The following is a 20,058-nucleotide window of genomic DNA, read 5'->3' on the forward strand; positions in this document are numbered from 1 at the left end:
GCGTGCCGCAAAGCTTCCTCTGCCTGCACGACTTCGAGGCGGCCGCGCGGGCGCGGCTGCCCGGCGGCCTGTACGGCTTCGCGGCCGGCGGTTCGGCCGACGGCTGGTCGGCGCGCAACAACCGGGCGGCGTTCGATCGCTGGGCCTTCGTGCCGCGCACGCTGGCGACGCTGCCGCAGCGTCGGCAGGACGTCACGCTGTTCGGCCAGCCTTTCCGTTCGCCCTGCGGCATCGCGCCGCTGGGTGTCAGCGCCATGTTCCAGTTCGATGCGGACGTGGCAATGGCCCGCGCGGCCGCCGACGCCGGCGTGCCCTTCGTCCTGAGCGGCGCGTCGCTCACGCCGCTGGAGCGCGTGTTCGCCGCCAACCCGCAAGCCTGGTTCCAGGCCTACGTGGACGGTGACCGCGAGCGCACCGCGCGGCTGCTGGCGCGCCTGCAGCGCACCACCTGCCAGGTGCTGGTGGTGACGGTGGACACGCCGGTGGCGCCCAGCCGCGAGCTGAGCCTGCGGCATGGCTTCTCCATCCCCGTGCGGCCCAGCTTGCGCCTGGCACTCAACGCCGCACTGCATCCGCGCTGGCTGTTCGGCACCGCGGCGCGCACGCTGCTGGCCGGCGGCATCCCGCGCATGGAGAACCAGGACGCCGGGCCGCTGCACCGCGTGACCGAGGCGCCCACCGGCGTCGTGCATCCGCCGATCACGTGGGACGACCTGGCGTTCATCCGCAGCCGATGGGACCGCACGCTGGTGGTCAAGGGCGTGGTGCATCCGGAGGACGCCGTGCGCTATCGCGCGCTCGGTGCCGACGGTCTGGTCGTGTCGAACCACGGCGGCCGCCAGCTCGATGGCACGATCGCGCCGCTGGATGCGCTGCCCGCGATCCGCGCGGCGTTGCCGGACGTGCCGGTGCTGCTGGATGGCGGCATCCGGCGCGGCACCGACGTGGCCAAGGCGCTGGCACTGGGCGCGGCCTGCGTGTTCACCGGGCGGCCGATGCTGTTCGCGGTGGCCGCCGCCGGTGAGGCCGGTGTGGCCAGCGCGCTCGCACTCCTGCGCGCCGAGGTGGACCGCACCCAGGCCCTGCTCGGCGCCGGAACGATCGGCGAGCTTGGTCCGAGCCACGTCGTGCGCGCCGATGGCGCGGTGCCGAAATAGCGATGGCGTCGGGCCACGGCATGCCGCCGCGCATGTCGTGCCAAAGTGCACGGTGGCGCACGCGGGGCGCTCCTATCATTCGCGCCTTTCCACTGCACCCACCGGCACCCCGCGCATGAAGACTCCTTTCGCCCTGCTCGCGATCTCCCTCTCGGCCACGCTCGTCGCCTGTGGCAAGGCCGACGCGCCCGACACCGCGGAGGCGGACGCGAAGGAGCAGGCCGCGCCCGCCGCGCAACAAGCCGCGGCGCCGGCCGCACCCACGCCGCCGGCCGCGCCCGTGCGCAAGGAACCCACCGTGGAAGACATCGAACGCTGGCAGCGCGGCATGGCCGCCGAGAAGAAGGCGGTGCAGGAGGCGGCCGCGAAGCTGGCCGCCACCGCCAAGGACGACCAGGCAGCCAGGCTCGAGGCCCTCTCCGCCTCGCTCGAGATGAACACCCTCGATGCCGGCGCCGCCGCTGCCGGCGTGGACCGCGACGCCTACCGCCGCATCCGCTCCACCTTCTCCGAGGCGGTGTCCACTCTGAGCCCCCTCGAGATGGAGATGGACGTCTCGAAGATGCCCGCCAACATGGTGGAGCAGATGAAGCAGGGCCGCGAACAGTCCGCGGCGCAGCTGGCCGGACGCCTGTCGCCGGACCTGTTCGCCGCGCTCAAGACGCGCGCCGCGGAACTGCGGCAGCAGGACAAGGAGCTGGTGGGCGAGCGGCTGAAGGTGGCGAGCGCGGCGCGCTGAGCCCGCGGCGCGGCGCTCAGCCGCCCGACCCCGGCACCTCCTCGATCAGCGCCATGATGTTGCCCTCGCTGTCCTTGAACCAGGCGGCCTTGGCGCCGCCGGCCGTGATGGCGACTTCCGGGCTTTTCTCGCCCGGCATGTCGTAGTCCTCGAACACGACGCCTTTCGCCTTCAGCTTGCGGATCAAGCCGTCGACGTCCGTCACCGACCAGAAGGCCTGGCTGGCCTGCGAGGTGCCGGCGTTCGGCGTCGGGTAGAGGAAGGCGGCGGTGCCCTTGGCGAACTCGTACACGACCCCGCCGTTGGTTTCCATCTTCGGCGTCAGGCCGACCTTCTCCTCGTAGAACCGCCGGGCCCGGGGGAGGTCCCGGGCCGGGATGTACGCGTACATCGCGAATGCATGGAGCATTTCGTTCTCCTTTGGCTGGATGAAGCCCCAGTGTGCGCGGATGGACCGGCACGCGGGACGGGAAACACCTTGTCACCAGACCTGGGGACAGACACGCCGCCAGCCCGTTCCTAGCATCCGCGCCGTCACGCTGAAAAGGAACGCGACCATGAACTTCGCAGTGCGTATCGCCCTCGTGGGCACCCTGGCCTTGCTGGCTGCCTGTGGCGGCGGTGGAGGTGGTGAAGCGCCGCCCGGTGGCGGTGTCGCGCCGCCGCCGGCACCGGGGCCGGGGCCGGGGCCATCGGATCCGCCGCCGGTGGCGGGCGTGCTCGTGACGGGCGTGGTCGCCGTGGGCGCACCCTGGGCCGGCGCCGCCGTCGACACCCTCTGCGCCAACGGCGAGGCGGGGGCGACCGCCACCACCGACGCCGAGGGCGCCTACCAGATGCGCATGCCCGAATCGTGCACGACGCCCTGGCTGGTGCGGGCCCAGAAGGATGGGAGCGAGCTCTTCTCCATGGGCTGGTGGCCGGACCGCGATCCGGACGACAAGTTCCAGATGGCACCGATCATGGTCACGCCGCTCACCGACCTGCTGGTCGACCGCATCACGTTCGAGCGGGTGATGCTGCGCGGCAGAGGCAGCCTGGGCGCCCTTCGCGACGCGTGGAGCAACATGGACCCCGAGCGCATGCGCGCGGGGCTGCTGCAGATGCTGGAGCTGCTGAACAAGTGGCGCCCCGCGCAGCTGCCGCGCCTCTCGCTCGACGAAATCCTGAACAGCACCTTCGTGCCGAAGCCGGGCGACCCCATGGACGACTTCCTCGAACAGCTGAAGATCCAGCGCGGGACGGTACAGGCCGCCGCCCTGGTGGAACAGGCGGCCAAACACGGCGGCAGCCTCGCGGAGGGCAACCCGTGGAAGACCCTCTTCGGCACGCGCACCAGCCTGGCGCTCGCCGGCACGGGCTGCCAGCGCTTCGGGAATCCGCGGGCGGACGTCGCCGTCACGCTGCGCATGGACGGCAAGAACCTGAGTGTCGACCTCGCCTGGGCCGACTACGACGGCCCCCGGACATTCACGATGGGCCCCGGCACGCGGTCCGACTTCATGCTGCGCCTGAAGGGCAGCTCCGAGTTCGTGGACGCCTCCGTCGGGCTCTCGCAAGCGGGCCACCGGGTCGAACTGTTCTCGCAGGCGGGCGTGCCCATGGTTTCCTTCAGCTACGCGAACGTCGGCGCCACGTGCACGCTGGCCAGCGGCGTCAAGCGCGCGGACCTGGCCTCGTTCCACCCGGCGGCCCGCGTGCTGAGCGTGGTGCCGGTGGCGGGGACCAGCGGAAACTGCCCCGCGGCGGGGGCCCGGGCCGCGTACGACTATGCGGTCAGCGGGCTCGGCGACGTGCGGTTCAACGGCACCAGCCTCGCCCCGGACTGGCTGGCCGCGCCGCACGCCGTCTACACCGAGTGGCTGCAGTACGGCATGGGCGACCCGGGGCCGTCCTACCAGCTCCTCATCGGCCCGCTGGCGACGGGGCAGGCGATCCAGCCCTACGTCTTCCGCGGCGCGCCGGCGATGTTCTGCACGGCCGCAACCTGAGCGCATGGCTTCGGCGGCTCAGGCGTTCACCAGCACCTGGAAGCCGCCGAAGATCATGCGCTGGCCGTCGAAGGGCATGGCGCTCATGTCCTTCATCATGCGCGGGTCCTCCATCGCCTTCTTCATGCCGGCGTCGCGCACGGCCTTGGAGGGCCAGGTGATCCACGAGAACACGACCGTCTCGTCGTCCTTGCGCTTCACGGCCATCGGGAAGGACGTGACCTTGCCCTCCGGGACGTCGTCGCCCCAGCATTCCACCACCGTCAAGGCCCCGTGGTCCTTGAAGATGGTGGCGGCCGTCTGGGCGACGCGGCGGTAGTCTTCCTTCCTGGCGGTGGGCACGGCGAGCAGGTAGCCGTCGGCGTAGTTCATGGAGTTCTCCTTGTGAAGGTGCAGGGGCGGGATGCCGGCCTGTTCCTGGACGACGAAGGACGATGACCAGGATCGACAGGGCCGGCCGTAACAATCTGCACCGACGGTGCCGCCTGGGCTGGGGCGCCAGCTCGACGTAGGCGGTGGCTGACACGACGGGAACGGCCCGAAGTCCAGAATGGCCCCCGTGAAACGCCCGTCCCGCCAGCCCCTGCCTCAGCGCCCGATCGACCTGGTCGCGTGCGTGGAAGGCATGCGCGAACCGCTGGAACGCACCCTGGGCGAGGAGACGCGCGTGGTGAGCCACTACGGGGCAGGGCTGTGGCCGGTGCTGGCCGATCCGGCCGGGCTGGAGGCGGTGCTGCTGAACCTGTGCATGAACGCGCGCGAGGCGATGCCGGCGGGCGGCACGGTGTCGATCACCGCCGAGAACGCCATCGATCCGCCCGGCCTGCTGCGCGGGGAATACGTCCGGCTCACGGTGGGCGACACCGGCGCCGGCATGGCGGCGGACGTGCGCGAGCGTGCCTTCGATCCGTCCTTCAGCACCAAGGGCCAGGGCGAAGGCGGCGGCCTGGCGCAGGTCCACGCCTTCGCCGAGGCGTGCGGCGGCAGTGCGGACATTGAGAGCGCCCCGGGCCGCGGCACCACCGTCACGCTGCTGCTGCCCCGTTCGCAGGAACCGGTGGCGGCGCCCCCGGGCCCGTCCGCCGGCGTCGACAGCCCCCGGCGGGTGCTGGTGGTGGAGGACGACCGCGAGGTGGCGGACCTGGTGGCCGAGATGCTGGACTACCTGGGCTACCAGCTGGTGCGCGCCACCACGGCGGCCGAAGCGCTGTTCACGCTGGAGCACGACCGCCGCATCGACCTGGTGTTCTCGGACATCATGATGCCGGGCAAGCTGACCGGCGTGGACCTGGCGCGCCGCGTGCGCCGCGACCATCCGGACGTGCCGGTGGTGCTGACCTCCGGCTACGCGGAGTCGTTCAAGCAGGAGGTGGCCAGCGAAGGCCTGCTGCTGCTGCCCAAGCCGTACGCGATGGACGAACTCGGCGCGATGGTGGAGCGGGCCTTGCAGGCCAAGGTGCACTAGCCTTCAGCGCAGCGCATCGAAGAAGGCGGCGATCGCTTTCGGCAGCGCCTTGCGCTGCGTGCGTTGCAGCTTCACCAGCAGTTCGTGCGGCGTCGCTTCCACGCGGTACTCGCGGCGGATGTCCTGCTGGATGCGCGCCAGCAGCGCCGCGGCGACTTCGGCATCGGCCAGCGCGCGGTGGGCGCGTCCCGCCGGCGCCAGCGCGTGGAACGAGGCCAGCGACTGCAGGCGGTAGCTGCCGGCCTGCGGATACAGCCGCCGCGACAGCAGCATCGTGCACGCGAAGGGATGATCGACATCGGTGTCCGGGCCGATGCGGCGCAGCTCCGCAGACCAGAAGCGCTGGTCGAACGAGGCGTTGTGCGCCACCAGCGGCACGCCGCGCACGAAGCGCGCTGCCTGCGCCATCACGTCCGCCGCCGGCGGTGCCGAACGGACCATCGCGTTGCTGATGCCGGTGTACTGCTCGATGAAGGCCGGGATCCGCACGCCGGCGTTCATCAGCGACTGGAAGCGGTCGACCACCTGGCCGTCCTCCAGCAGCACGATCGCCACCTCGGTCGCACGGTCGCCCATCGCGGGCGAAAGCCCCGTGGTCTCGAAGTCGATGACGCCGACGCGGCTCATGTCGCGCCGTCTTCGGGCGGCCGCACCTGCACCTGCACGCCGTACGACGCGAGCAGTCCCAGCACGTGCCCGATCGCCACGCCGGGTTCGCCGGCCTCGATGCGGCCGATGGTCTGCACGTGCACGCCCAGCCGCGCGGCCGCCGCCGCCTGGCCTTCGCCGGTGCGGGTGCGTGCGAGACGCGCGGCCGCGCCCAGGTCCTGGATCGACTGCAGGACGGCGGCGGGGATGTCGGTGGAGATGCGCTTGCCCTGGGCCATGGCGCTATGCGTCCTTCCCGTGCTTGCCGGGCGACCACGTACCGTCCGGCGCCGCCTTGCGCGCCACCGCCAGCGGCACCGCTTCCAGCGGTGTGCCCATGCTGTCGTTCCAGCGGTTCAGGAAGCCGAACATCGCGACCACGCCGAGGATCTCGACGATCTCGCCGTCGCTCCAGTGCGCCCGCATGCGTTCGAAGACGTCGTCTGTGACCGCGTTCGGCTGCGACGCGGCAGCCAGGGCGAAGTCGAGCGCGGCGCGTTCGCGCTCCGTGTAGAGCGGACTCGTCGCGTAGCTCCACACCGCCGCCAGCTTCTCGTCGCTGACCCCGAAGTTGTGCGCGCCCAGCAGCGTGTGCGCCTGGCAATAGAGGCAGCCGCCCGCCTTGCTGGCCACGTGGCCGACCAGGCGGCGGAAGCCCAGGTCCACCTCGCCGGCGGGGTCCATCACCGCCGCGTTCAGGTCGGCGAAGGCCTTCACCAGCTTCGGCTTGCGTTGCATGGTCAGCACGCTGTTGGGCGTGAAGCCGAGCGTGGAAAGGAAGAAGTCGAAGTGCCCCTTCAGTTCGGGCGTGGTCTCGGGCGGCAGGGGTGGCAGGCGCGGCATGCGGGCTCCGTTCGGGAGCCCGAGTATGCATGCCGCGCGCCGCGGGTCAGGCCATGAAACCGAGGTTGCGCGTCGAGAAGTTCGACAGGTTCGGCATCAGCGCCAGTTGGTCGGTCGCCGAGACCCCGAGCCAGGTCGCCAGCGTTCCGGCCAGCTGCTCCACCGCCATGGTCGGCAGCAGGCGGCCCTGGCCGACGTCGTCGGGCCCGCCGCTCGCCACCACGGGCGGCGTTCCGACGAAACGGCGGCCCTGCACCGCGCCGCCCAGCACGAAATGCATGCTGCCCCAGCCGTGGTCCGAGCCGTCGTTGTTGGACACCAGCGTGCGGCCGAAGTCCGACGCGGTGAAGGTCGTGACCTGGTCGGCCACGCCCAGGTCCACGGTCGCCTGGTAGAACGCGCCGAGCGCATTGCCCACGGCCGCCATCAGGTTCGGGTGGTTGACCGCCAGCGCGTCGTGCGTGTCGAAGCCGCCGAGCGAGACGAAGAACACCTGGCGCCGCGAGCCCAGCGTGTTGCGCTCGGCGATCAGGCGCGCCACCGTCTGCAGCTGCGACGCCAGCCCGTTGCCGGTGGGGAAGGTCGTGGGCAGCGTGACGCCGGCGAGCGCGCTGGACAGCTGCTCGTGCGATTCCACCGAACGCCGCGTGACGGTCGCGTACTCGTTCTCCAGCAGGTGCGTGCGCGGCTGCGTGATCAGCGTGCGCATGGCCGTCGAACAGGCCGCCGACCCGAACAGCGGGCTGCGCACGCCGTTCACGGGAACGGCGCCGCCGCTGCCCACCTGGTACTGCACCGCCGACTGGCCGGTGAGGTAGACCGCGTTGCCGCTGACGCTGATGCAGGTGAAGGTGGCGTTGCCGTTGCCCGACGCGAACAGGTCGCCCAGGCGGCCGCCCCAGCCGGTGCGCGCGCCTTCCGGCAGCGAGGACTGCCAGTACGACTGCTGGTCGTTGTGCGAGAACAGCTTGGGCGGCAGGGGCACCGAGCGCGCGCTGTACTGCGCCTTCGTCGTGGGTTGCACCAGCGGGCCGACGTTCAGAAGCACCGCCATGCGGCTGGCGTCGAACACCGGCACCAGCGGCGCGAGCCCCGGCGCCAGCGCGTACTGCAGCCCGCCGGCCAGCGGCGTGGCGGGATTCAGCGCGGTGGCGGCCAGCGCGGCGCGGTCCAGCGCGAGGTTGGGCCGCAGCAGGCGATAGGCCTCGTGGCTGGCGGCGTCGTAGGGCACCAGCGTGTTGGCCTGGTCGTTGCCGCCATAGAGGAACACGCACACCAGCGCCTTGTAGTCTCCGGCGGCCTGGGCCGCCGCTTCGCCCATGGCCGCCAGGCTCATGGCCCATGGCGCGGCACCGGCGGCGATCGAGAGGGCGGCACTGCGGCGCAGGAAGGCGCGGCGCGATGCGTTGTCGGGAGGAATGTCGTCAAAGTGCATCGTGGTCCTCACTTCTGCGCGATGAATTCGGGAGCCGCCAGGACCAGCACCAGTGCCGCCTGCACGCGGTTGCGGCGTCCGGTCTCGGTGCCGGCATTGATGGTGTCCAGCGCGGCCTGCAGCGTCGCGATCGTCGCTGGCGCGAGCTGTCCCGCCGCGAGCACCAGGTTGATCTCGTCCAGCAGCGCGCGCGAGTTGGTCGCCAGCGCCATCAGCGGCGCGTGGTCGCCGCGCACGTCGCCGATGCCGCTGCCCGCCACCGCGCGCTGCATGTAGTTCAGGTAGCCCGCCACCGAGGTCTCGTTGGCGATCTGCAGCTCCGGCGCCGTCAGGCCGGCGGCGGCCAGCGCGCCGCCCGGCGGCACGTAGCCCGGGCGGTAGAAGTTGAACACCGAAGGCGCGCGCATCGGGCTCTGGCCCAGGCGGCTGCCCGCGTCGGACAGGTCACCGATCGCCCACAGGCCGGAGGGCGAGCTCGCCCGGAAGCCGCGCGCCCAGTTCAGGAAGCGGACCACCGGCTCGCGGACCTTGCCGAAGGCCGGGTTGCGGGCCGCGGCAGCGGTATCGCGCGCTTCGGGGTCGAGCAGGATCGCGCGCAGCACCGCCTTCAGGTCGCCCCGCACGCCCTGGCCGTTGTCGACGAAGGCCGCGGCCACGCGGCCCACGTACGCCGCGCTCGGGTTGCTGCTCACCAGCCGCTGGATCAGCTGGCGGCAGACGAAGGGCGGCACGTTGGGATGCCGGAACAGCACGTCGAGCGCCGTGCGCAAGGCGGCGATCGCGCTGGTGCCGGAGGGGATGGTGGTGCCCAGGAAGCTCTTGGCCCCGGTTTCGTAGCGGTTGGCCACCTGCGCCAGCGGGCGCTGGTGGATGCCGGGAGGGTAGGGCGACGTCAGGCCGGCGGTGTCGCGGTCCCAGCCGGTGAACACGCGGGCCAGGCCGCTGACGTCCTCCGGCTCGTAGGTCTCCCCGCGGGCGCCGTCGACCGTGCCGTCCGGCCGCAGGTGCAGCAGGCCGATGGTGAACAGCTGCATCAGCTCGCGCGCGTAGTTCTCGTCCGGCTGGCTGCCGCGCCCGTTGGCCTTGGCGTTGCCGCGGTAGGTGAGGTAGTAGCCCATCGCGGTGGAGAGGCTCACGTCTTCCAGCAGCTGGCGATAGTTGCCGAAAGCGTTGCGCTCCAGGATGTCGAGGTAGTGGCCGACGCAGAACTGGCGCCAGTCGGTGTCGATGCCGGAGACGGACACGGTGAGGATCTGCGACAGCGCGAACACCATCCGCTGGCGCAGGGCGTCGGGACTGGCGATGAACTTGCGCCAGATGCTGTTGTCCAGGCCCGCGGTGTTGTTGCGGTTCGCCTCCACGCCGAACCCGTTGGCCATCATCCAGTCGAAGTGGCCCTGCGTGGGCTCGATCTGGAACTGCTCCTCGATCCAGCGGCGGGCGCCGCCGCCGGCCGCCTGCGTGATGTCGGCGCGGCTGGCCCCCAGCGTGCCCTGCGCCAGCAGGCGCGCGGCATCGTTGGTGCCCATGGGCTCCTCGGGCGGCAGCGGCGCATCGCCGAACCCCGGCAGGCCGCCGGTACCGCCGCCGTCGTCACCCCCACCTCCGCCGCAGGCCGCCAGCGCCGCGGACGCGATCAACGCGGCGGCGAACGGTGCCGTGCCGTGCGGCGGCGGTGTTTCCTCCCGCACTTCCAGGATGTTGGCTTCTCCCACTCCGTCCTCCACTGATGAGTTCGGGGGGATTCCATCGCGCGGCGTGCAAAGCGTCCGCGCGTTTCGGTAAGGAGCGGTAAGAAGCTCATCCGTTGCGCAAGCGTCCGCGTCGAAATGCGCGTCTGCGTCACCGAAAGCGAGCAGGCCGTGGGCGGCGCGCGACGGTCGTCCTTGTAGGTGTGCGCCTGCTTGCGAGTCCGCCCCAGGCTGTGCCGCCGGCAGGACGCGAGGGTCTACCGTGGGCGCTCTGCCAACCAAGGAGCAACAAGCATGAACGATCACAAGCGCGATTCCCTCGACAAGAAGGACCACCCGGCCGCCAAGGGCGTGGGTGCGGTGGTGGGCGGCGTCGGTGGCGGCGTCGCGGGCGGTGCAGCCGCGGGCGCGGCGGCCGGCGGCATGACCGGCCCGGTGGGTGCGGTGGTGGGTGCCGCGGTCGGCGCCGTGGTGGGCGCGGTCGCCGGCAAGGGCATCGCCAAGGCCGCCGACCCCGCCGTGGAAGACGCGTACTGGCGCGAGAACTACTCGACCCGCCCGTACGTCGACCAGAGCGCCAAGTACGACGACTACTCGCCGGCCTACCGCTATGGCGTGGAGTCGTACTCCAAGTACCCGAACCGCTCGTTCGACGACGTCGAGCCGGAACTGAGCCGCGACTGGGGCACCGCCCGCGGCAAATCCTCGCTGGAATGGGAGCGCGCCAAGCACGCTTCGCGCGACGCCTGGCACCGCGTGAGCAACACGGTGGAACGTGCGGTTCCGGGGGATTCGGACCGCGACGGGCGTTGAGCGTTCCGCTGGAATGAAAAAGAGGCGCCCTCGGCGCCTCTTTTTTTTTCGCTGGCCCGCCTTCAGGGCGACTGCAGCACGAGGACGCGGTTATTGAAGCGGTCATTCACCAGCAGCTTGTCACCGACGAACTTCACGCCGTGCGGAAGGTTCACGCGGTCGGCCGCGGTGCCGGCAGCGTTGGTGGTGAAGTTCGCCTGCCCCAGCACGGCATCGGCGGGCTGGAAGCTGGTGGTGGGGAAGGTGTTCCACACCAGCACCCGATGGTTGCTGGTGTCGGCGATCGCCAGCTGCATCCCGTTGGAGTCGACACCGTTGTACGGCGCGTTCAGGGTCCGCGCGGTCGGTGCATCCGTCACGCCGTCCTGGTTGTCGTCGTTCGGCGCCACACGGGTGAAGCTGCCTTGCCCGAGCACGAGGTCGGCCCGCTGGAAGTTCGCAGTGGGGAAGGTGTTCCACACCAGCGCCCGGTGGTTGGAGGAATCCAGCACCACCAGCCGCTGGCCATCGCTCCACAGGCCGGACGGGCGCCACATCGTGCGATCCGAGGGCGTCGCGTCGGCCGTGCCGTCCTGGTTGTCGTCGTTGCGGCGGCAGTGGGTGAAGTCGCCCTGGCCCAGCACGAGGTCCGGCGGGGTGGTGTTCGCGGTGGGCACGGTGTTCCACAGCAGCACGCGCTGGTTGTTGGTGTCGGCCACCACCAGCTTGCCGTCGGGCGTGATCACCACGGATTCGGGGAAGCCGATGCGCGTCGCCGTGCAGCCGAAGGTCACCGCGGCATTGAAGTCGACCTGCCCCAGCACCACGTCGGGCAGCGCGCCGCTGGCCGAGGGCACCGTGGACCAGACCAGGACGCGGCTGTTGTTCAAGTCGGCGACGGCCATCTTGCCGGCGGCGATCGAAACCTGCATCGGGCCGTTGAGCGAATCACGTGCCGTCGCACGCGGCGCGCCAGTCACGAAGTCCGGCTGCCCGAGCACGATGTCGGCGGCCGCGTTGCTGGTGGCCGGCACCGCCGGGAAGCCGAGGATGCGGTGGTTGTTCCAGTCGCTCACGAACAGGCGCCCGTCGGCGACGGCGACGTTGCCCTGCGGGCTGCGCACCGTGCTGGCGGAGACGGGCTGCGCGGTGCCCGTCGCGAGGTCGGCCTGTCCGATCGCCGCGAACGCGGCCTGACCGCTGGCGAATTGCGTGGGAACGAAGAAGCTGGCGGTGGCGGCCGCGGCCATTGCACCGCCGGCCGCTCCCGTCGCCAGCACGCTCAGGGTGCCACCCTGGCCCCGGGGCCAGCCACCCGCCGGCGGCGCCAGCGTCAGCGTGGTGTTGTCGGCCGACCAGCTCGTCACCGGATTCAGCGCGGTGAAACTTCCCGCGAGTTGCAGGCTGGCTGTGGCGACCGGCGCGCTGAACTGCACCACGATCGACGTGTTCGCCGCCAGCGTCGGCTGGCCGGGGGGCGTGATGCTCGCGGTCAGCGCTTCGGGCGTTCCCGCCGGCGGAGGGTTGGTGGCCGGCGGCGGCGTGGTGCCGCCGGGCGTCACCAGGTCGGAGCCCCCGCCGCACGCGGCGAGGAACAGGGCGGCGAAACACACCAGGGGAAGCAGGCGACGCATTCGGGGATCCTCGTTTTTCGAAGCGCCCGAATGTAGGGGAATCGCGCAGCGGACGCTACCTTCCGATGGACCCTCCGCACCGGAATGAACGCTTTCGTATTTAGGAGGATGGCGTATCAGGCGATCCGCACCGGCGTTCCCGCGGGGACGCGATCGAACAGCGCCACGAGGTCGTCGCCGCGCATGCGGATGCAGCCGTGCGACGCGGGCTGCCCGATCAGGTGTTCGTCCGCGGTGCCGTGGATGTAGACGTAGCGGCGCAAGCTGTCGACGCTGCCGCCACGGTTGTGGCCCGGCTCCAGCCCCTCGAGCCAGAGGATGCGCGTGAGGATCCAGTCACGCGCGGGGAAGCGCTGCGCGAGCTCCGGCCCGAACACTTCGCCGGTCGCGCGCCGGCCGTGGAACACCGTGCCCGGCACGCAGCCTTCGCCGATCTTCAGGCGCACGCGGTGCCGTCCGGTGGGCGTGCAGTAGCTGCCCTGTCTGCAGCCGGTGCCGTTGGCGGCGGTGGAGACCGGATAGCGGAGCACCGTTCCATCGGGCAGCGCCAGCCGCAGTTGCTGCGCACGCACGTCCACGTCGATGCGCGGCAGCGTCGCGGGCAGGGGCAGGGTCTGCAGTCGCATGGCGGGCAAGGGCTTGCCGCGCAGTCTAGTGCGTCCGTCCCGCGGCGCGGTACCCTCGGCACGAAACCCGCTTCCCGACCCCGCATGACCGCTTCTTCGTCCGCCGGCCCCGCCGTTTCCGATTCGCTCTGGTCCGCTTTCCTCCCGCTGCTGCCCTTCATGGTGATCGTGTTCGCCGGCCTCACGGCCACGGGCATGGCGCTGCCGGTGGTGCCGCGCCATGTGCACGACACCCTAGGCCAGGGCACCGTGATGGTCGGTTTCGTGATGGGCGTGCAGTACCTGTCCTCGGTGTTCGCGCGCATGTGGGCCGGCGGGACCGCCGACACGCGCGGGCCGCGGCTGGCGGTGCTGTGCGGCTTCGGTGCGAGCTGCGGGGTCGGCCTCTTGTACCTGGCCTCCGTGCACGCCACCGACTCGCAGCGCGGCGCGCTCGGGCTCGTGCTGGCGGCACGCATGCTGACCGGCGTGGCGGAGAGCTTCATCGTGACCGGCTCCATGGCCTGGGCGTCGGCGCGGCTGGGCCCGGCGCACACCGGCAAGGTGATCGGCTGGATTGGCATGGCGGTGTTCGCCGGGCTCGGCGCCTCGGCGCCACTGGGCACGGCGATCTACGCCGCGCTCGGATTCGGCGGCGTCGCGGTGGCCGTCCTGGCGACGGCGCTGGCCGGGCTCGCGTTCGCGTCCTTCGTCGCCGGCGTCACGCCGAGCCCGCTGCCGAAACTGTCGCCACTGCGCGTGCTGGGCGTGGTGAAGCTGCCTGGCTTCGGCCTCACCTTGTGTTCCCTGGGCTTCGCGATGATCACCGCCTTCGCCGTGCTGCTGTTCGCGCAGCGCGGATGGGGCGGTGGCGCACTGGCCGTGACCAGCATGGGCGTGGGCTTCATCATCGGCCGGCTGCTGTTCGGGCACCTGCCGGACCGCGTGGGTGGCGCGCGCGTGTCGTTCGCGTGCGTGCTGGTCGAAGCGGTGGGGCTCGCGATGATCTGGCTGGCGCCGCATCCCGCCCTTGCGTGGGCGGGTGCCGCCCTGGTCGGGGGCGGATACGGCCTTGCTTTCCAGGGGCTCGGCGTGGAGGCGGTACGGCGCGCGCCGCCGCAAAGCCGCGGGTCCGCGATGGGCGCTTACATCGTGTTCCAGGACGTCGCGATGGGCCTGGCCCCGCCGCTGGGTGGCCTGCTGGCCGCCGGCGCCGGGCTCGAGGCCGTCTATCTCGCCGCCGCGCTCGGCGCCGTGGGATCGGCGGCGGTCGCGTGGACGCTGATGCGCCGCAGCTGAAGCCGCGGCCCGCGATGCTGCCTCACGCGCGGCTCATTGCACAAGGACTTCCTGGTTTTTTCGGCAGGCGTCGCGCGCGGGCGACGCGATGTCGCGCCGACGGATTTTTTTTCGGCCTGACAAGGCTGTGGATGGATCCGGCACAACCCTTCGCTTATCCACACCGCAGGGCCTGTAGGAGAAGTTGTCCCTGTTCGTAGGACACCACCGACACCCACCTGCACACAGTCGCCCGGCACACGCAAGTGCTTGAGCGCAAAGACGGAAAAGCGGGTTGTCCACAGAACCGGGCGATCCTTAGCTACTACGACTACCCTTGAATAAGGAATCCTAAGAAGACATCCGCGGACAAGCCGAAGGCGGCGGCAGGGGGCTGTCCAGGCCCTGGCGCAATGGCGCAGAATCCGCCGCTCGGGTCGATGGAGGGTTTTCGGACATGGCTGCACTCGTGCTGGGGCTGGTGCTTTTCCTGGGCATGCATTCGACGCGGATCGTCGCGGACGGCTGGCGCACGTCCACGATGGAGCGCTTCGGCGAGCGCGAGTACAAGCTGCTGTACTCGCTGCTGTCCATCGCCGGCTTCGCGCTGATCGTGTGGGGCTACGGCCTGGCGCGGCAGAACCCGGTGGTGCTGTGGAATCCGCCGCCCGTGGGCGTGCGGCATGCGGTCTCGCTGCTGACGCTGGTGGCCTTCGTGCTGGTCGTCGCGGCCTACGTGCCGGGCAACCACCTCAAGGCGAAGCTGCGCCACCCGATGATCCTCGGCGTGAAGCTGTGGGCCTTCTCGCATCTGGTGGTCAACAACACGCTCGCCGACCTGCTGCTGTTCGGCAGCTTCCTGGTGTGGGCCGTGCTGGACTTCCGGTCCTCGCGCAAGCGCGATCGCACGCTGGCCACGGTGCTCGATGCTTCGACGTCGCGCACGGTGCTCACCGTGGTGATCGGCGCGGCGGCCTGGGCGGTGTTCGCGTTCTGGCTGCACCGCCTGTGGATCGGCGTCAGCCCGATGGGCGTGTGATCAGCAGCCGAGCCGCTGCTGTTCCCTGCGGGCGTCGTGGTGGCGATCGAGCAGCCACAAGCGCTCGGCTTCCGAAGGCGCGCTGCCGGCCTTGAGGGCGATGCGAAGGACTTCGCGCCCGACCTCCGCGCACAACTGGGCGACGGCGGCGGTCGGTGCGGAGGGTGCCGGGTCCGGGGTGACGATCAGCGGCGTGCTCGTGGCGCCGCCGGCGCAATCGCCATCGGTGTAGCGGGTGGCCCCGTCTTCCTCGCATCGTGTCACCCATTGCAGGCGAGACGCCGGCAGCGGTGCCGCGGACACCGTGCCGGTCACCGAACGCAGGGCGATGCCCGGTGCAACGCGCGCCGCGTGCTGCAGCAGGCCGGGGAGGCCGTCGAAGGCGGTATAGACGCTGTAGGCCGCCAGCAGGCCGGCCAGCAGGGCCCAGGGACGGACGATGCGGGTGAGGTCGCGGGACGCGGGCGGCGGGACCGGCGCGAACGCCGGCGGTGGCAAGGCAAGCTGCATGAGTCCTCTCTCTTGTCGAGCAGACTCTACGGAGAGGCCTTGCTACTGTCCCGTAAGAAGTGTGTGGAGACCGCGCGCGCTTCAGTGGTCCACGCCGCGTCCCGTCTTCTCCTGCAGCGCGTCGATCTTCTTCGACGCCTCGGCCTTGGTCATGCCGTCGTCGATCTCCTCCCCGGCCTCTTCCGCGAGGGTGTGCAGGTAGGAGCGCTGGGCGCCCGTCATCGGCTCGTCACCGGTGACCCAGCGGTCGGGGTCCTTCTGCATGTTGGACTGCTCGGCCGTGGCTTGCGTTTGCTTGTCGGTCATGTGCTCTCCTTGGCTGTGGATATGCACAGTGTGGGGAGCCGGCGGCAACGCGGCTGTCGGACAGCGGCGCGTTCCCTTGCGCGACGACCCTCAGCGCGGCCAGGCGAGCGTCACGACGTCGAAGGGCAGCAGAGGCGGCGGATCCTTCATCTTGTCCAGTTGCGCGTTCACGACCATCAGCCCGCGCTCGGTGGCCGCCGCTGTCGTCGGGTACTTCAGCCGGGGATCGTTGATGCGTTCCGTCACACGTGCGCTGGCCCAGTCGCCGGCGAGCTGCAGGCGCACGACTTCGTCGGCCTCGTTGCGCACCACATAGAGGTCGTTCCCCCGCAGCAGCAGGCCGTCGCCATGGCGCAGGTCGCCGCCCTCCACGCGCACCGGCGTCACCGCCTTGCTGGCCGTGTCGATGCGCCAGAGTTCCCCGGTGACCATCTGGATGGCGAGCAGCATGCGGCCGTCGGGGCTCGCCACGATGCCGTTCAGGTTGATCTGGTTCGGCACGTAGCGGATCGGCGTCGACGCCAGGTCCAGCCAGGGTTCGAGTGCCAGCGGCGCCCCCGGTGCGTAGCGCGCGCGGTACAGCACGGGGCGGAAGGAGTCCGTCACGTAGACGTGGCCGTCGGCGGCGGGCACCAGGTCGTTGAGGAAGGTGTGCGTGTCGCGCGGCCCCTTCAGAATGGCCAGCGTGGCGCCGCTGGCGAGGTCGATGACGGACACCGTCCCCTGGGCGCCGCCCGCCACCCACAGGCGGTTCTGCGCATCGACCTTCATCCCCAGCGCCGCGGCGCGCCCGAACGCCCCGCCTTCCTGGAACATCTCCGCCTTCTGGGCGCCGGGCGCGATGCGCCAGATGTGTCCTTCGCTGGCCGAGCCGACATAGGCGGTCCCGCGGGCGTCGACGGCGATGCCCTCGGGGAAAGCATTCGGATGGTCGACGGTCGCGCGTCCGGCCACGGGCCCCGGCTGTGCCGGCTCGATCAGGCCGCACAGGACGCGGCCACCCGAGTTGCCGGAAGGATCGGTCTGGTAGTCGTCGGTTTCGGCGTGCACGACCAGCGTGCGGCCCATGATCGACGTGTCGCCCGGCGCCAGCGTGACATGGGCATTCACGTAGCGCAGCGTGCCGCGGCCGTCCGGGCCGATCGGGATGTTGGGCAGTTCGCCCGCATGCACCTCGGTCATCGGCCGCCCGGGCTGCCCGTGGTTGTGCGTGACGCCCGGGTCGAAGTGGCCGCCCGCCGCACCGAAGGGAACGATCCGGTTGGTGGCGGCGTCCGGTCCCGGTGCGCAGGCGCCGTTCTTGTGGACGTGGAAGCCCTTGGGGCCGGGACGTTGTCCCTGAACCTCGATCGTGATCTGCACGCCTTGGGGCGTGTCGACCAGTTCGGCCTGGCCGGCGGGCTGTCCGTCGGCGGTGAGCATCCGCGCGATCGCCGGGCTGCGGGGCGTCGCCGCCGCCATCGTCGCGGAGGGCGCGGGGCGCGGCGTCGACAGCGCGGCGCCGGGTGTCACCTGGACCTGCGGGGCGGCAGCCGCGGCGCTGCTGCGCTCCTGCGGTGCGGAGCAGGCGGCCACCAGGCCGGCGGAAAGAACGGTCAGGGCGAGGAGTCTGGCGTGCATGGGGATCTCCTCAGCGGCCGGAATAGGTGATGCGGTAGATCACGCCGTTCTGGTCTTCGGCGACCAGCAGCGAGCCGTCGGCATGCACGGCCAGGCCGGCGAGCCGGCCGAACTGCGCGGGACGGGTGGCCTTGGCCTGCTCGGGCCCGGGCGGCGCGCTGCCGGGTTGCTGCAGGTTCGCGGGTGGCGACATCAGCCACCCGGTGACGAAGTCCTCCACCGTGGTGGGCCGGCCGTTCGCGTCGAAGCGCACGCGGGCCACGCGGTAGCCACTGGGCTGCGCGCGGTTCCACGAGCCGCGGAAGGCGACGAAGGCGTCGTTGCGGTATTCGGCGGGGAACTGGTTGCCGGTGTAGAAGGCCATGCCGATCGGCGCCGCGTGTGCCGTGTACGTCAGGGCCGGCGGCTCGGTGGTGGGGCAGAAGTCGCCCTTGGTGCTGTTCGGCGGGTCGTTGAAGACCTGTCGGTCGACCTGGCGGTCGGCGTAGCAGAACGGCCAGCCGTAGTGCTTGTTCGGCAGGATGGCGTTGAGTTCCTCCGGGGGCGTGTCGTCGCCGTGGTAATCGGAGCCATGGTCGAAGCCATAGAGCTGGCGGCTGCCCGGGTGCCAGCCGAAGCCGATGGTGTTGCGCAGGCCGCGCGCATACACATGGCGGCCGCTGCCATCGGGCTGCGCACGCACGATGGTCGCGTTCTCCGGGTTGGCGTCGCGGCAGTCGTTGCAGGTGGAGCCGACGGTGACGTACATCAGGCCGTCCGGCCCGAAGCCGATGGTGCGGTTGGGGTGCTGGCCGGCGTCCGGCAGGTCGTCGATCAGCACCCGCGGCAACGCGAGGTTGCCATCGGGCAGGATCTGCGCGGCCAGCACCTTCTTGTCGGCGGCGACGTACAGCTGGTCGCCGCGCAGTGCCAGGCCGTGCGCGTACTTGAGGTTCTGCGCCACGACGCGCTGCTCGTCCACCGTGCCATCCCGGTTGGTATCCCGCAGCAGCAGGATGTCGCCCTGGTCGCGGCGGCTCACGTAGACGTCGCCATTGGCCATCGGCTGCAGCCAGCGCACGTTGGCCATGTCCTTCGCATACACGCTGATGCGAAAGCCCGGTGGCACGCGCAGCTGCGACAGCAGCCGGTCCTCGAATTTCACGGGGGACGGTTCGACGACGTTGACGGTGACGCTGAAGGGCCCGTCGCCGGGCGGCAGCTGGGCTTGCGCCGCAGTGGCGAGGAGGGCCAGCGGCAGCAGCCAGCCTGCGTTGTTCTTGTGCATGACGGGTCTCTCGGGGATGGGAGAGCCACTGTCGGCGATGCGCGCGGTCCCGCGCGGGAACAAAGGCGTGTGCCCGCGTAGGACGTTGCTGTCGGTTGGCCCTGTGCCGCGCAGCTTTGTCCGGCAGCACATTTCCCCCTGTCCGACAGGCAGCCGCGTGCGACCTTCGCAGAATGGTCCGAACGCATGGAGGTCACGCATGGATGAACTGAAAGCACCGCGGCCGCTGGCCGTGGTGACTGGTGCCTCGTCGGGCATCGGCTACCACCTGGCGCGCAGCGCCGCCGAACACGGCTTCGACCTGATCGTCGCCGCCGACACCCCGCTGGCCGATGCCGTGCGGGACTTCACCGCGCTGGGCGCCCAGGTGCAGGCGGTGCAGTGCGACCTGGCCAGCACCGAGGGCGTGCAGCACCTGCTGCAGGCCATCGGCGACCGCGAGGTCGATGCGCTGATGGCCAATGCCGGCCATGGGCTGGCCGGCTCCTTCCTGTCGCAGGATTTCAGCGCCGTGCTGCACGTGATCAACACCAACATCACCGGCACCATTCACCTGATCCAGCAGGTGGGACGCGGGATGGTGGCGCGGGCGCGCGGCCGCATCCTGATCACGGGCTCGATCGCCGGCTTCCAGCCCGGCAGCTTCCACGCCGTCTACAACGGCACCAAGGCCTTCATCGATTCGTTCTCCGCCGCGCTGCGCAACGAGCTGAAGGGCACCGAGGTGACGGTGAGCTGCCTGATGCCGGGGCCGACCGACACCGAATTCTTCGAGCGCGCAGGCATGGAGACCACCAAGGTCGCCAACGACCCCAAGATGATGATGCAGCCGGACGACGTCGCCAGGATGGGCTTCCAGGCCATGCTCAAGGGCGAGGCGGACGTGGTCGCCGGCTGGAGGAACAAGCTGCAGGTCGCCATGAGCAAGGTCATGCCTTCCCAGGCCACCGCGCAGATGCACCGCAAGCTGGCCGAGCCCGGAAAGGCCGAGCCGACGCTGCAGGACGAGCACCACCACAAGGATTGACCGGAGAACCC

The 20,058-nt window shown here is 70.9% G+C and carries 21 protein-coding genes; 8 read left to right on the top strand and 13 right to left on the bottom strand.

What is annotated here, in order from left to right:
* Positions 1-2: 2 nt before the first annotated feature.
* Positions 3-1,157, top strand: coding sequence for an alpha-hydroxy acid oxidase (locus tag IM787_RS08115; protein WP_193676122.1), 1,155 nt, complete (start codon positions 3-5; stop codon positions 1,155-1,157).
* Between the two features lie 115 nt (positions 1,158-1,272).
* Positions 1,273-1,896 (top strand): hypothetical protein, encoded by a 624-nt coding sequence (locus IM787_RS08120; RefSeq protein WP_193676123.1) that lies wholly within the window; start codon positions 1,273-1,275, stop codon positions 1,894-1,896.
* A 16-nt stretch (positions 1,897-1,912) separates the two neighbouring features.
* Here the strand turns inward: IM787_RS08120 and IM787_RS08125 are convergent, their stop codons facing one another.
* Positions 1,913-2,305, bottom strand: a complete 393-nt coding sequence (locus tag IM787_RS08125; RefSeq protein ID WP_193676124.1) for a VOC family protein — start codon at positions 2,303-2,305, stop codon at positions 1,913-1,915.
* Positions 2,306-2,453: 148 nt separating this feature from the next.
* Between IM787_RS08125 and IM787_RS08130 the strand changes: the two genes are divergently transcribed.
* Entirely contained in the window at positions 2,454-3,887 is a 1,434-nt protein-coding gene (locus IM787_RS08130) for a hypothetical protein (RefSeq protein WP_193676125.1), read from the top strand.
* Positions 3,888-3,905: 18 nt separating this feature from the next.
* Here the strand turns inward: IM787_RS08130 and IM787_RS08135 are convergent, their stop codons facing one another.
* Entirely contained in the window at positions 3,906-4,259 is a 354-nt protein-coding gene (locus IM787_RS08135; RefSeq protein WP_193676126.1) for a DUF1428 domain-containing protein, read from the bottom strand.
* 187 nt (positions 4,260-4,446) lie between these two features.
* Here IM787_RS08135 and IM787_RS08140 point away from each other — a divergent pair, with 187 nt between their 5' ends.
* On the top strand, positions 4,447-5,352 hold the full coding sequence (locus tag IM787_RS08140) for an ATP-binding protein (protein WP_193676127.1): 906 nt from the start codon (positions 4,447-4,449) through the stop codon (positions 5,350-5,352).
* 3 nt (positions 5,353-5,355) lie between these two features.
* Here the strand turns inward: IM787_RS08140 and IM787_RS08145 are convergent, their stop codons facing one another.
* Genes IM787_RS08145 through IM787_RS08165 form a run of 5 tightly spaced genes read right to left on the bottom strand, consistent with a single transcriptional unit; the run spans position 5,356 to position 9,993 of the window.
* Positions 5,356-5,979 (bottom strand): 3'-5' exonuclease, encoded by a 624-nt coding sequence (locus IM787_RS08145; protein WP_193676128.1) that lies wholly within the window; start codon positions 5,977-5,979, stop codon positions 5,356-5,358.
* Entirely contained in the window at positions 5,976-6,239 is a 264-nt protein-coding gene (locus tag IM787_RS08150; protein ID WP_193676129.1) for a helix-turn-helix domain-containing protein, read from the bottom strand. Before IM787_RS08150 ends, IM787_RS08145 begins: the two co-directional genes overlap by 4 nt.
* 4 nt (positions 6,240-6,243) lie before the next feature.
* Positions 6,244-6,843: a carboxymuconolactone decarboxylase family protein gene (locus IM787_RS08155; RefSeq protein WP_193676130.1), complete on the bottom strand. Its 600-nt coding sequence runs from the start codon at positions 6,841-6,843 to the stop codon at positions 6,244-6,246.
* Between the two features lie 46 nt (positions 6,844-6,889).
* Positions 6,890-8,278: a DUF1501 domain-containing protein gene (locus IM787_RS08160; RefSeq protein WP_193676131.1), complete on the bottom strand. Its 1,389-nt coding sequence runs from the start codon at positions 8,276-8,278 to the stop codon at positions 6,890-6,892.
* A gap of 8 nt (positions 8,279-8,286) precedes the next feature.
* Entirely contained in the window at positions 8,287-9,993 is a 1,707-nt protein-coding gene (locus IM787_RS08165) for a DUF1800 domain-containing protein (RefSeq protein ID WP_354004376.1), read from the bottom strand.
* Between the two features lie 270 nt (positions 9,994-10,263).
* Between IM787_RS08165 and IM787_RS08170 the strand changes: the two genes are divergently transcribed.
* A complete protein-coding gene (locus IM787_RS08170) occupies positions 10,264-10,782 on the top strand; it encodes a hypothetical protein (RefSeq protein WP_193676132.1) in 519 nt (172 codons plus the stop codon).
* 62 nt (positions 10,783-10,844) lie between these two features.
* Here the strand turns inward: IM787_RS08170 and IM787_RS08175 are convergent, their stop codons facing one another.
* On the bottom strand, positions 10,845-12,395 hold the full coding sequence (locus IM787_RS08175; RefSeq protein ID WP_193676133.1) for an NHL repeat-containing protein: 1,551 nt from the start codon (positions 12,393-12,395) through the stop codon (positions 10,845-10,847).
* A gap of 116 nt (positions 12,396-12,511) precedes the next feature.
* Positions 12,512-13,021, bottom strand: a complete 510-nt coding sequence (locus IM787_RS08180; protein WP_193676134.1) for a L,D-transpeptidase — start codon at positions 13,019-13,021, stop codon at positions 12,512-12,514.
* Positions 13,022-13,105: 84 nt separating this feature from the next.
* On the opposite strand from IM787_RS08180, the gene IM787_RS08185 reads away from it, so the two are divergent.
* Together IM787_RS08185 and IM787_RS08190 are read left to right on the top strand one after the other, a co-directional pair.
* Positions 13,106-14,299 (top strand): MFS transporter, encoded by a 1,194-nt coding sequence (locus tag IM787_RS08185; RefSeq protein WP_227494166.1) that lies wholly within the window; start codon positions 13,106-13,108, stop codon positions 14,297-14,299.
* A gap of 436 nt (positions 14,300-14,735) precedes the next feature.
* The gene (locus IM787_RS08190; RefSeq protein WP_193676135.1) at positions 14,736-15,317 is read left to right on the top strand and encodes an NnrU family protein; all 582 of its coding nucleotides are present in this window, start codon (positions 14,736-14,738) and stop codon (positions 15,315-15,317) included.
* On the opposite strand, the gene IM787_RS08195 is transcribed toward IM787_RS08190, so the two are convergent.
* The 4 genes from IM787_RS08195 to IM787_RS08210 form a co-directional block, all read right to left on the bottom strand.
* Positions 15,318-15,827 carry a hypothetical protein gene (locus IM787_RS08195; RefSeq protein ID WP_193676136.1) on the bottom strand — a complete coding sequence of 170 codons (510 nt, stop codon included), beginning with the start codon at positions 15,825-15,827 and terminating at the stop codon, positions 15,318-15,320. It abuts the gene before it with no gap.
* Between the two features lie 81 nt (positions 15,828-15,908).
* Positions 15,909-16,133 (bottom strand): DUF3072 domain-containing protein, encoded by a 225-nt coding sequence (locus tag IM787_RS08200; RefSeq protein ID WP_193676137.1) that lies wholly within the window; start codon positions 16,131-16,133, stop codon positions 15,909-15,911.
* A 90-nt stretch (positions 16,134-16,223) separates the two neighbouring features.
* On the bottom strand, positions 16,224-17,753 hold the full coding sequence (locus IM787_RS08205; protein WP_227494167.1) for a superoxide dismutase family protein: 1,530 nt from the start codon (positions 17,751-17,753) through the stop codon (positions 16,224-16,226).
* Between the two features lie 10 nt (positions 17,754-17,763).
* A complete protein-coding gene (locus IM787_RS08210) occupies positions 17,764-19,020 on the bottom strand; it encodes a PQQ-dependent sugar dehydrogenase (protein ID WP_193676138.1) in 1,257 nt (418 codons plus the stop codon).
* 199 nt (positions 19,021-19,219) lie between these two features.
* Between IM787_RS08210 and IM787_RS08215 the strand changes: the two genes are divergently transcribed.
* On the top strand, positions 19,220-20,047 hold the full coding sequence (locus tag IM787_RS08215; RefSeq protein ID WP_193676139.1) for an SDR family NAD(P)-dependent oxidoreductase: 828 nt from the start codon (positions 19,220-19,222) through the stop codon (positions 20,045-20,047).
* The last annotated feature ends 11 nt before the right edge of the window (positions 20,048-20,058 follow it).

It is taken from the genome of Ramlibacter pallidus, from assembly GCF_015070875.1.
GTDB classification, from domain to species: Bacteria; Pseudomonadota; Gammaproteobacteria; order Burkholderiales; family Burkholderiaceae_C; genus Ramlibacter; species Ramlibacter pallidus.

Excerpts from the sequence above, each read along its gene's own strand:
- IM787_RS08210 (WP_193676138.1), bottom strand. The coding sequence starts at position 19,020 with ATGCACAAGAACAACGCAGGCTGGCTGCTGCCGCTGGCCCTCCTCGCC.
- IM787_RS08145 (WP_193676128.1), bottom strand. The coding sequence starts at position 5,979 with ATGAGCCGCGTCGGCGTCATCGACTTCGAGACCACGGGGCTTTCGCCC.
- IM787_RS08190 (WP_193676135.1), top strand. The coding sequence starts at position 14,736 with ATGGCTGCACTCGTGCTGGGGCTGGTGCTTTTCCTGGGCATGCATTCG.
- IM787_RS08215 (WP_193676139.1), top strand. The coding sequence starts at position 19,220 with ATGGATGAACTGAAAGCACCGCGGCCGCTGGCCGTGGTGACTGGTGCC.
- IM787_RS08185 (WP_227494166.1), top strand. The coding sequence starts at position 13,106 with ATGACCGCTTCTTCGTCCGCCGGCCCCGCCGTTTCCGATTCGCTCTGG.
- IM787_RS08125 (WP_193676124.1), bottom strand. The coding sequence starts at position 2,305 with ATGCTCCATGCATTCGCGATGTACGCGTACATCCCGGCCCGGGACCTC.
- IM787_RS08205 (WP_227494167.1), bottom strand. The coding sequence starts at position 17,753 with ATGCACGCCAGACTCCTCGCCCTGACCGTTCTTTCCGCCGGCCTGGTG.
- IM787_RS08170 (WP_193676132.1), top strand. The coding sequence starts at position 10,264 with ATGAACGATCACAAGCGCGATTCCCTCGACAAGAAGGACCACCCGGCC.
- IM787_RS08200 (WP_193676137.1), bottom strand. The coding sequence starts at position 16,133 with ATGACCGACAAGCAAACGCAAGCCACGGCCGAGCAGTCCAACATGCAG.
- IM787_RS08160 (WP_193676131.1), bottom strand. The coding sequence starts at position 8,278 with ATGCACTTTGACGACATTCCTCCCGACAACGCATCGCGCCGCGCCTTC.
- IM787_RS08195 (WP_193676136.1), bottom strand. The coding sequence starts at position 15,827 with ATGCAGCTTGCCTTGCCACCGCCGGCGTTCGCGCCGGTCCCGCCGCCC.
- IM787_RS08175 (WP_193676133.1), bottom strand. The coding sequence starts at position 12,395 with ATGCGTCGCCTGCTTCCCCTGGTGTGTTTCGCCGCCCTGTTCCTCGCC.
- IM787_RS08120 (WP_193676123.1), top strand. The coding sequence starts at position 1,273 with ATGAAGACTCCTTTCGCCCTGCTCGCGATCTCCCTCTCGGCCACGCTC.
- IM787_RS08130 (WP_193676125.1), top strand. The coding sequence starts at position 2,454 with ATGAACTTCGCAGTGCGTATCGCCCTCGTGGGCACCCTGGCCTTGCTG.
- IM787_RS08155 (WP_193676130.1), bottom strand. The coding sequence starts at position 6,843 with ATGCCGCGCCTGCCACCCCTGCCGCCCGAGACCACGCCCGAACTGAAG.
- IM787_RS08150 (WP_193676129.1), bottom strand. The coding sequence starts at position 6,239 with ATGGCCCAGGGCAAGCGCATCTCCACCGACATCCCCGCCGCCGTCCTG.
- IM787_RS08135 (WP_193676126.1), bottom strand. The coding sequence starts at position 4,259 with ATGAACTACGCCGACGGCTACCTGCTCGCCGTGCCCACCGCCAGGAAG.
- IM787_RS08180 (WP_193676134.1), bottom strand. The coding sequence starts at position 13,021 with ATGCGACTGCAGACCCTGCCCCTGCCCGCGACGCTGCCGCGCATCGAC.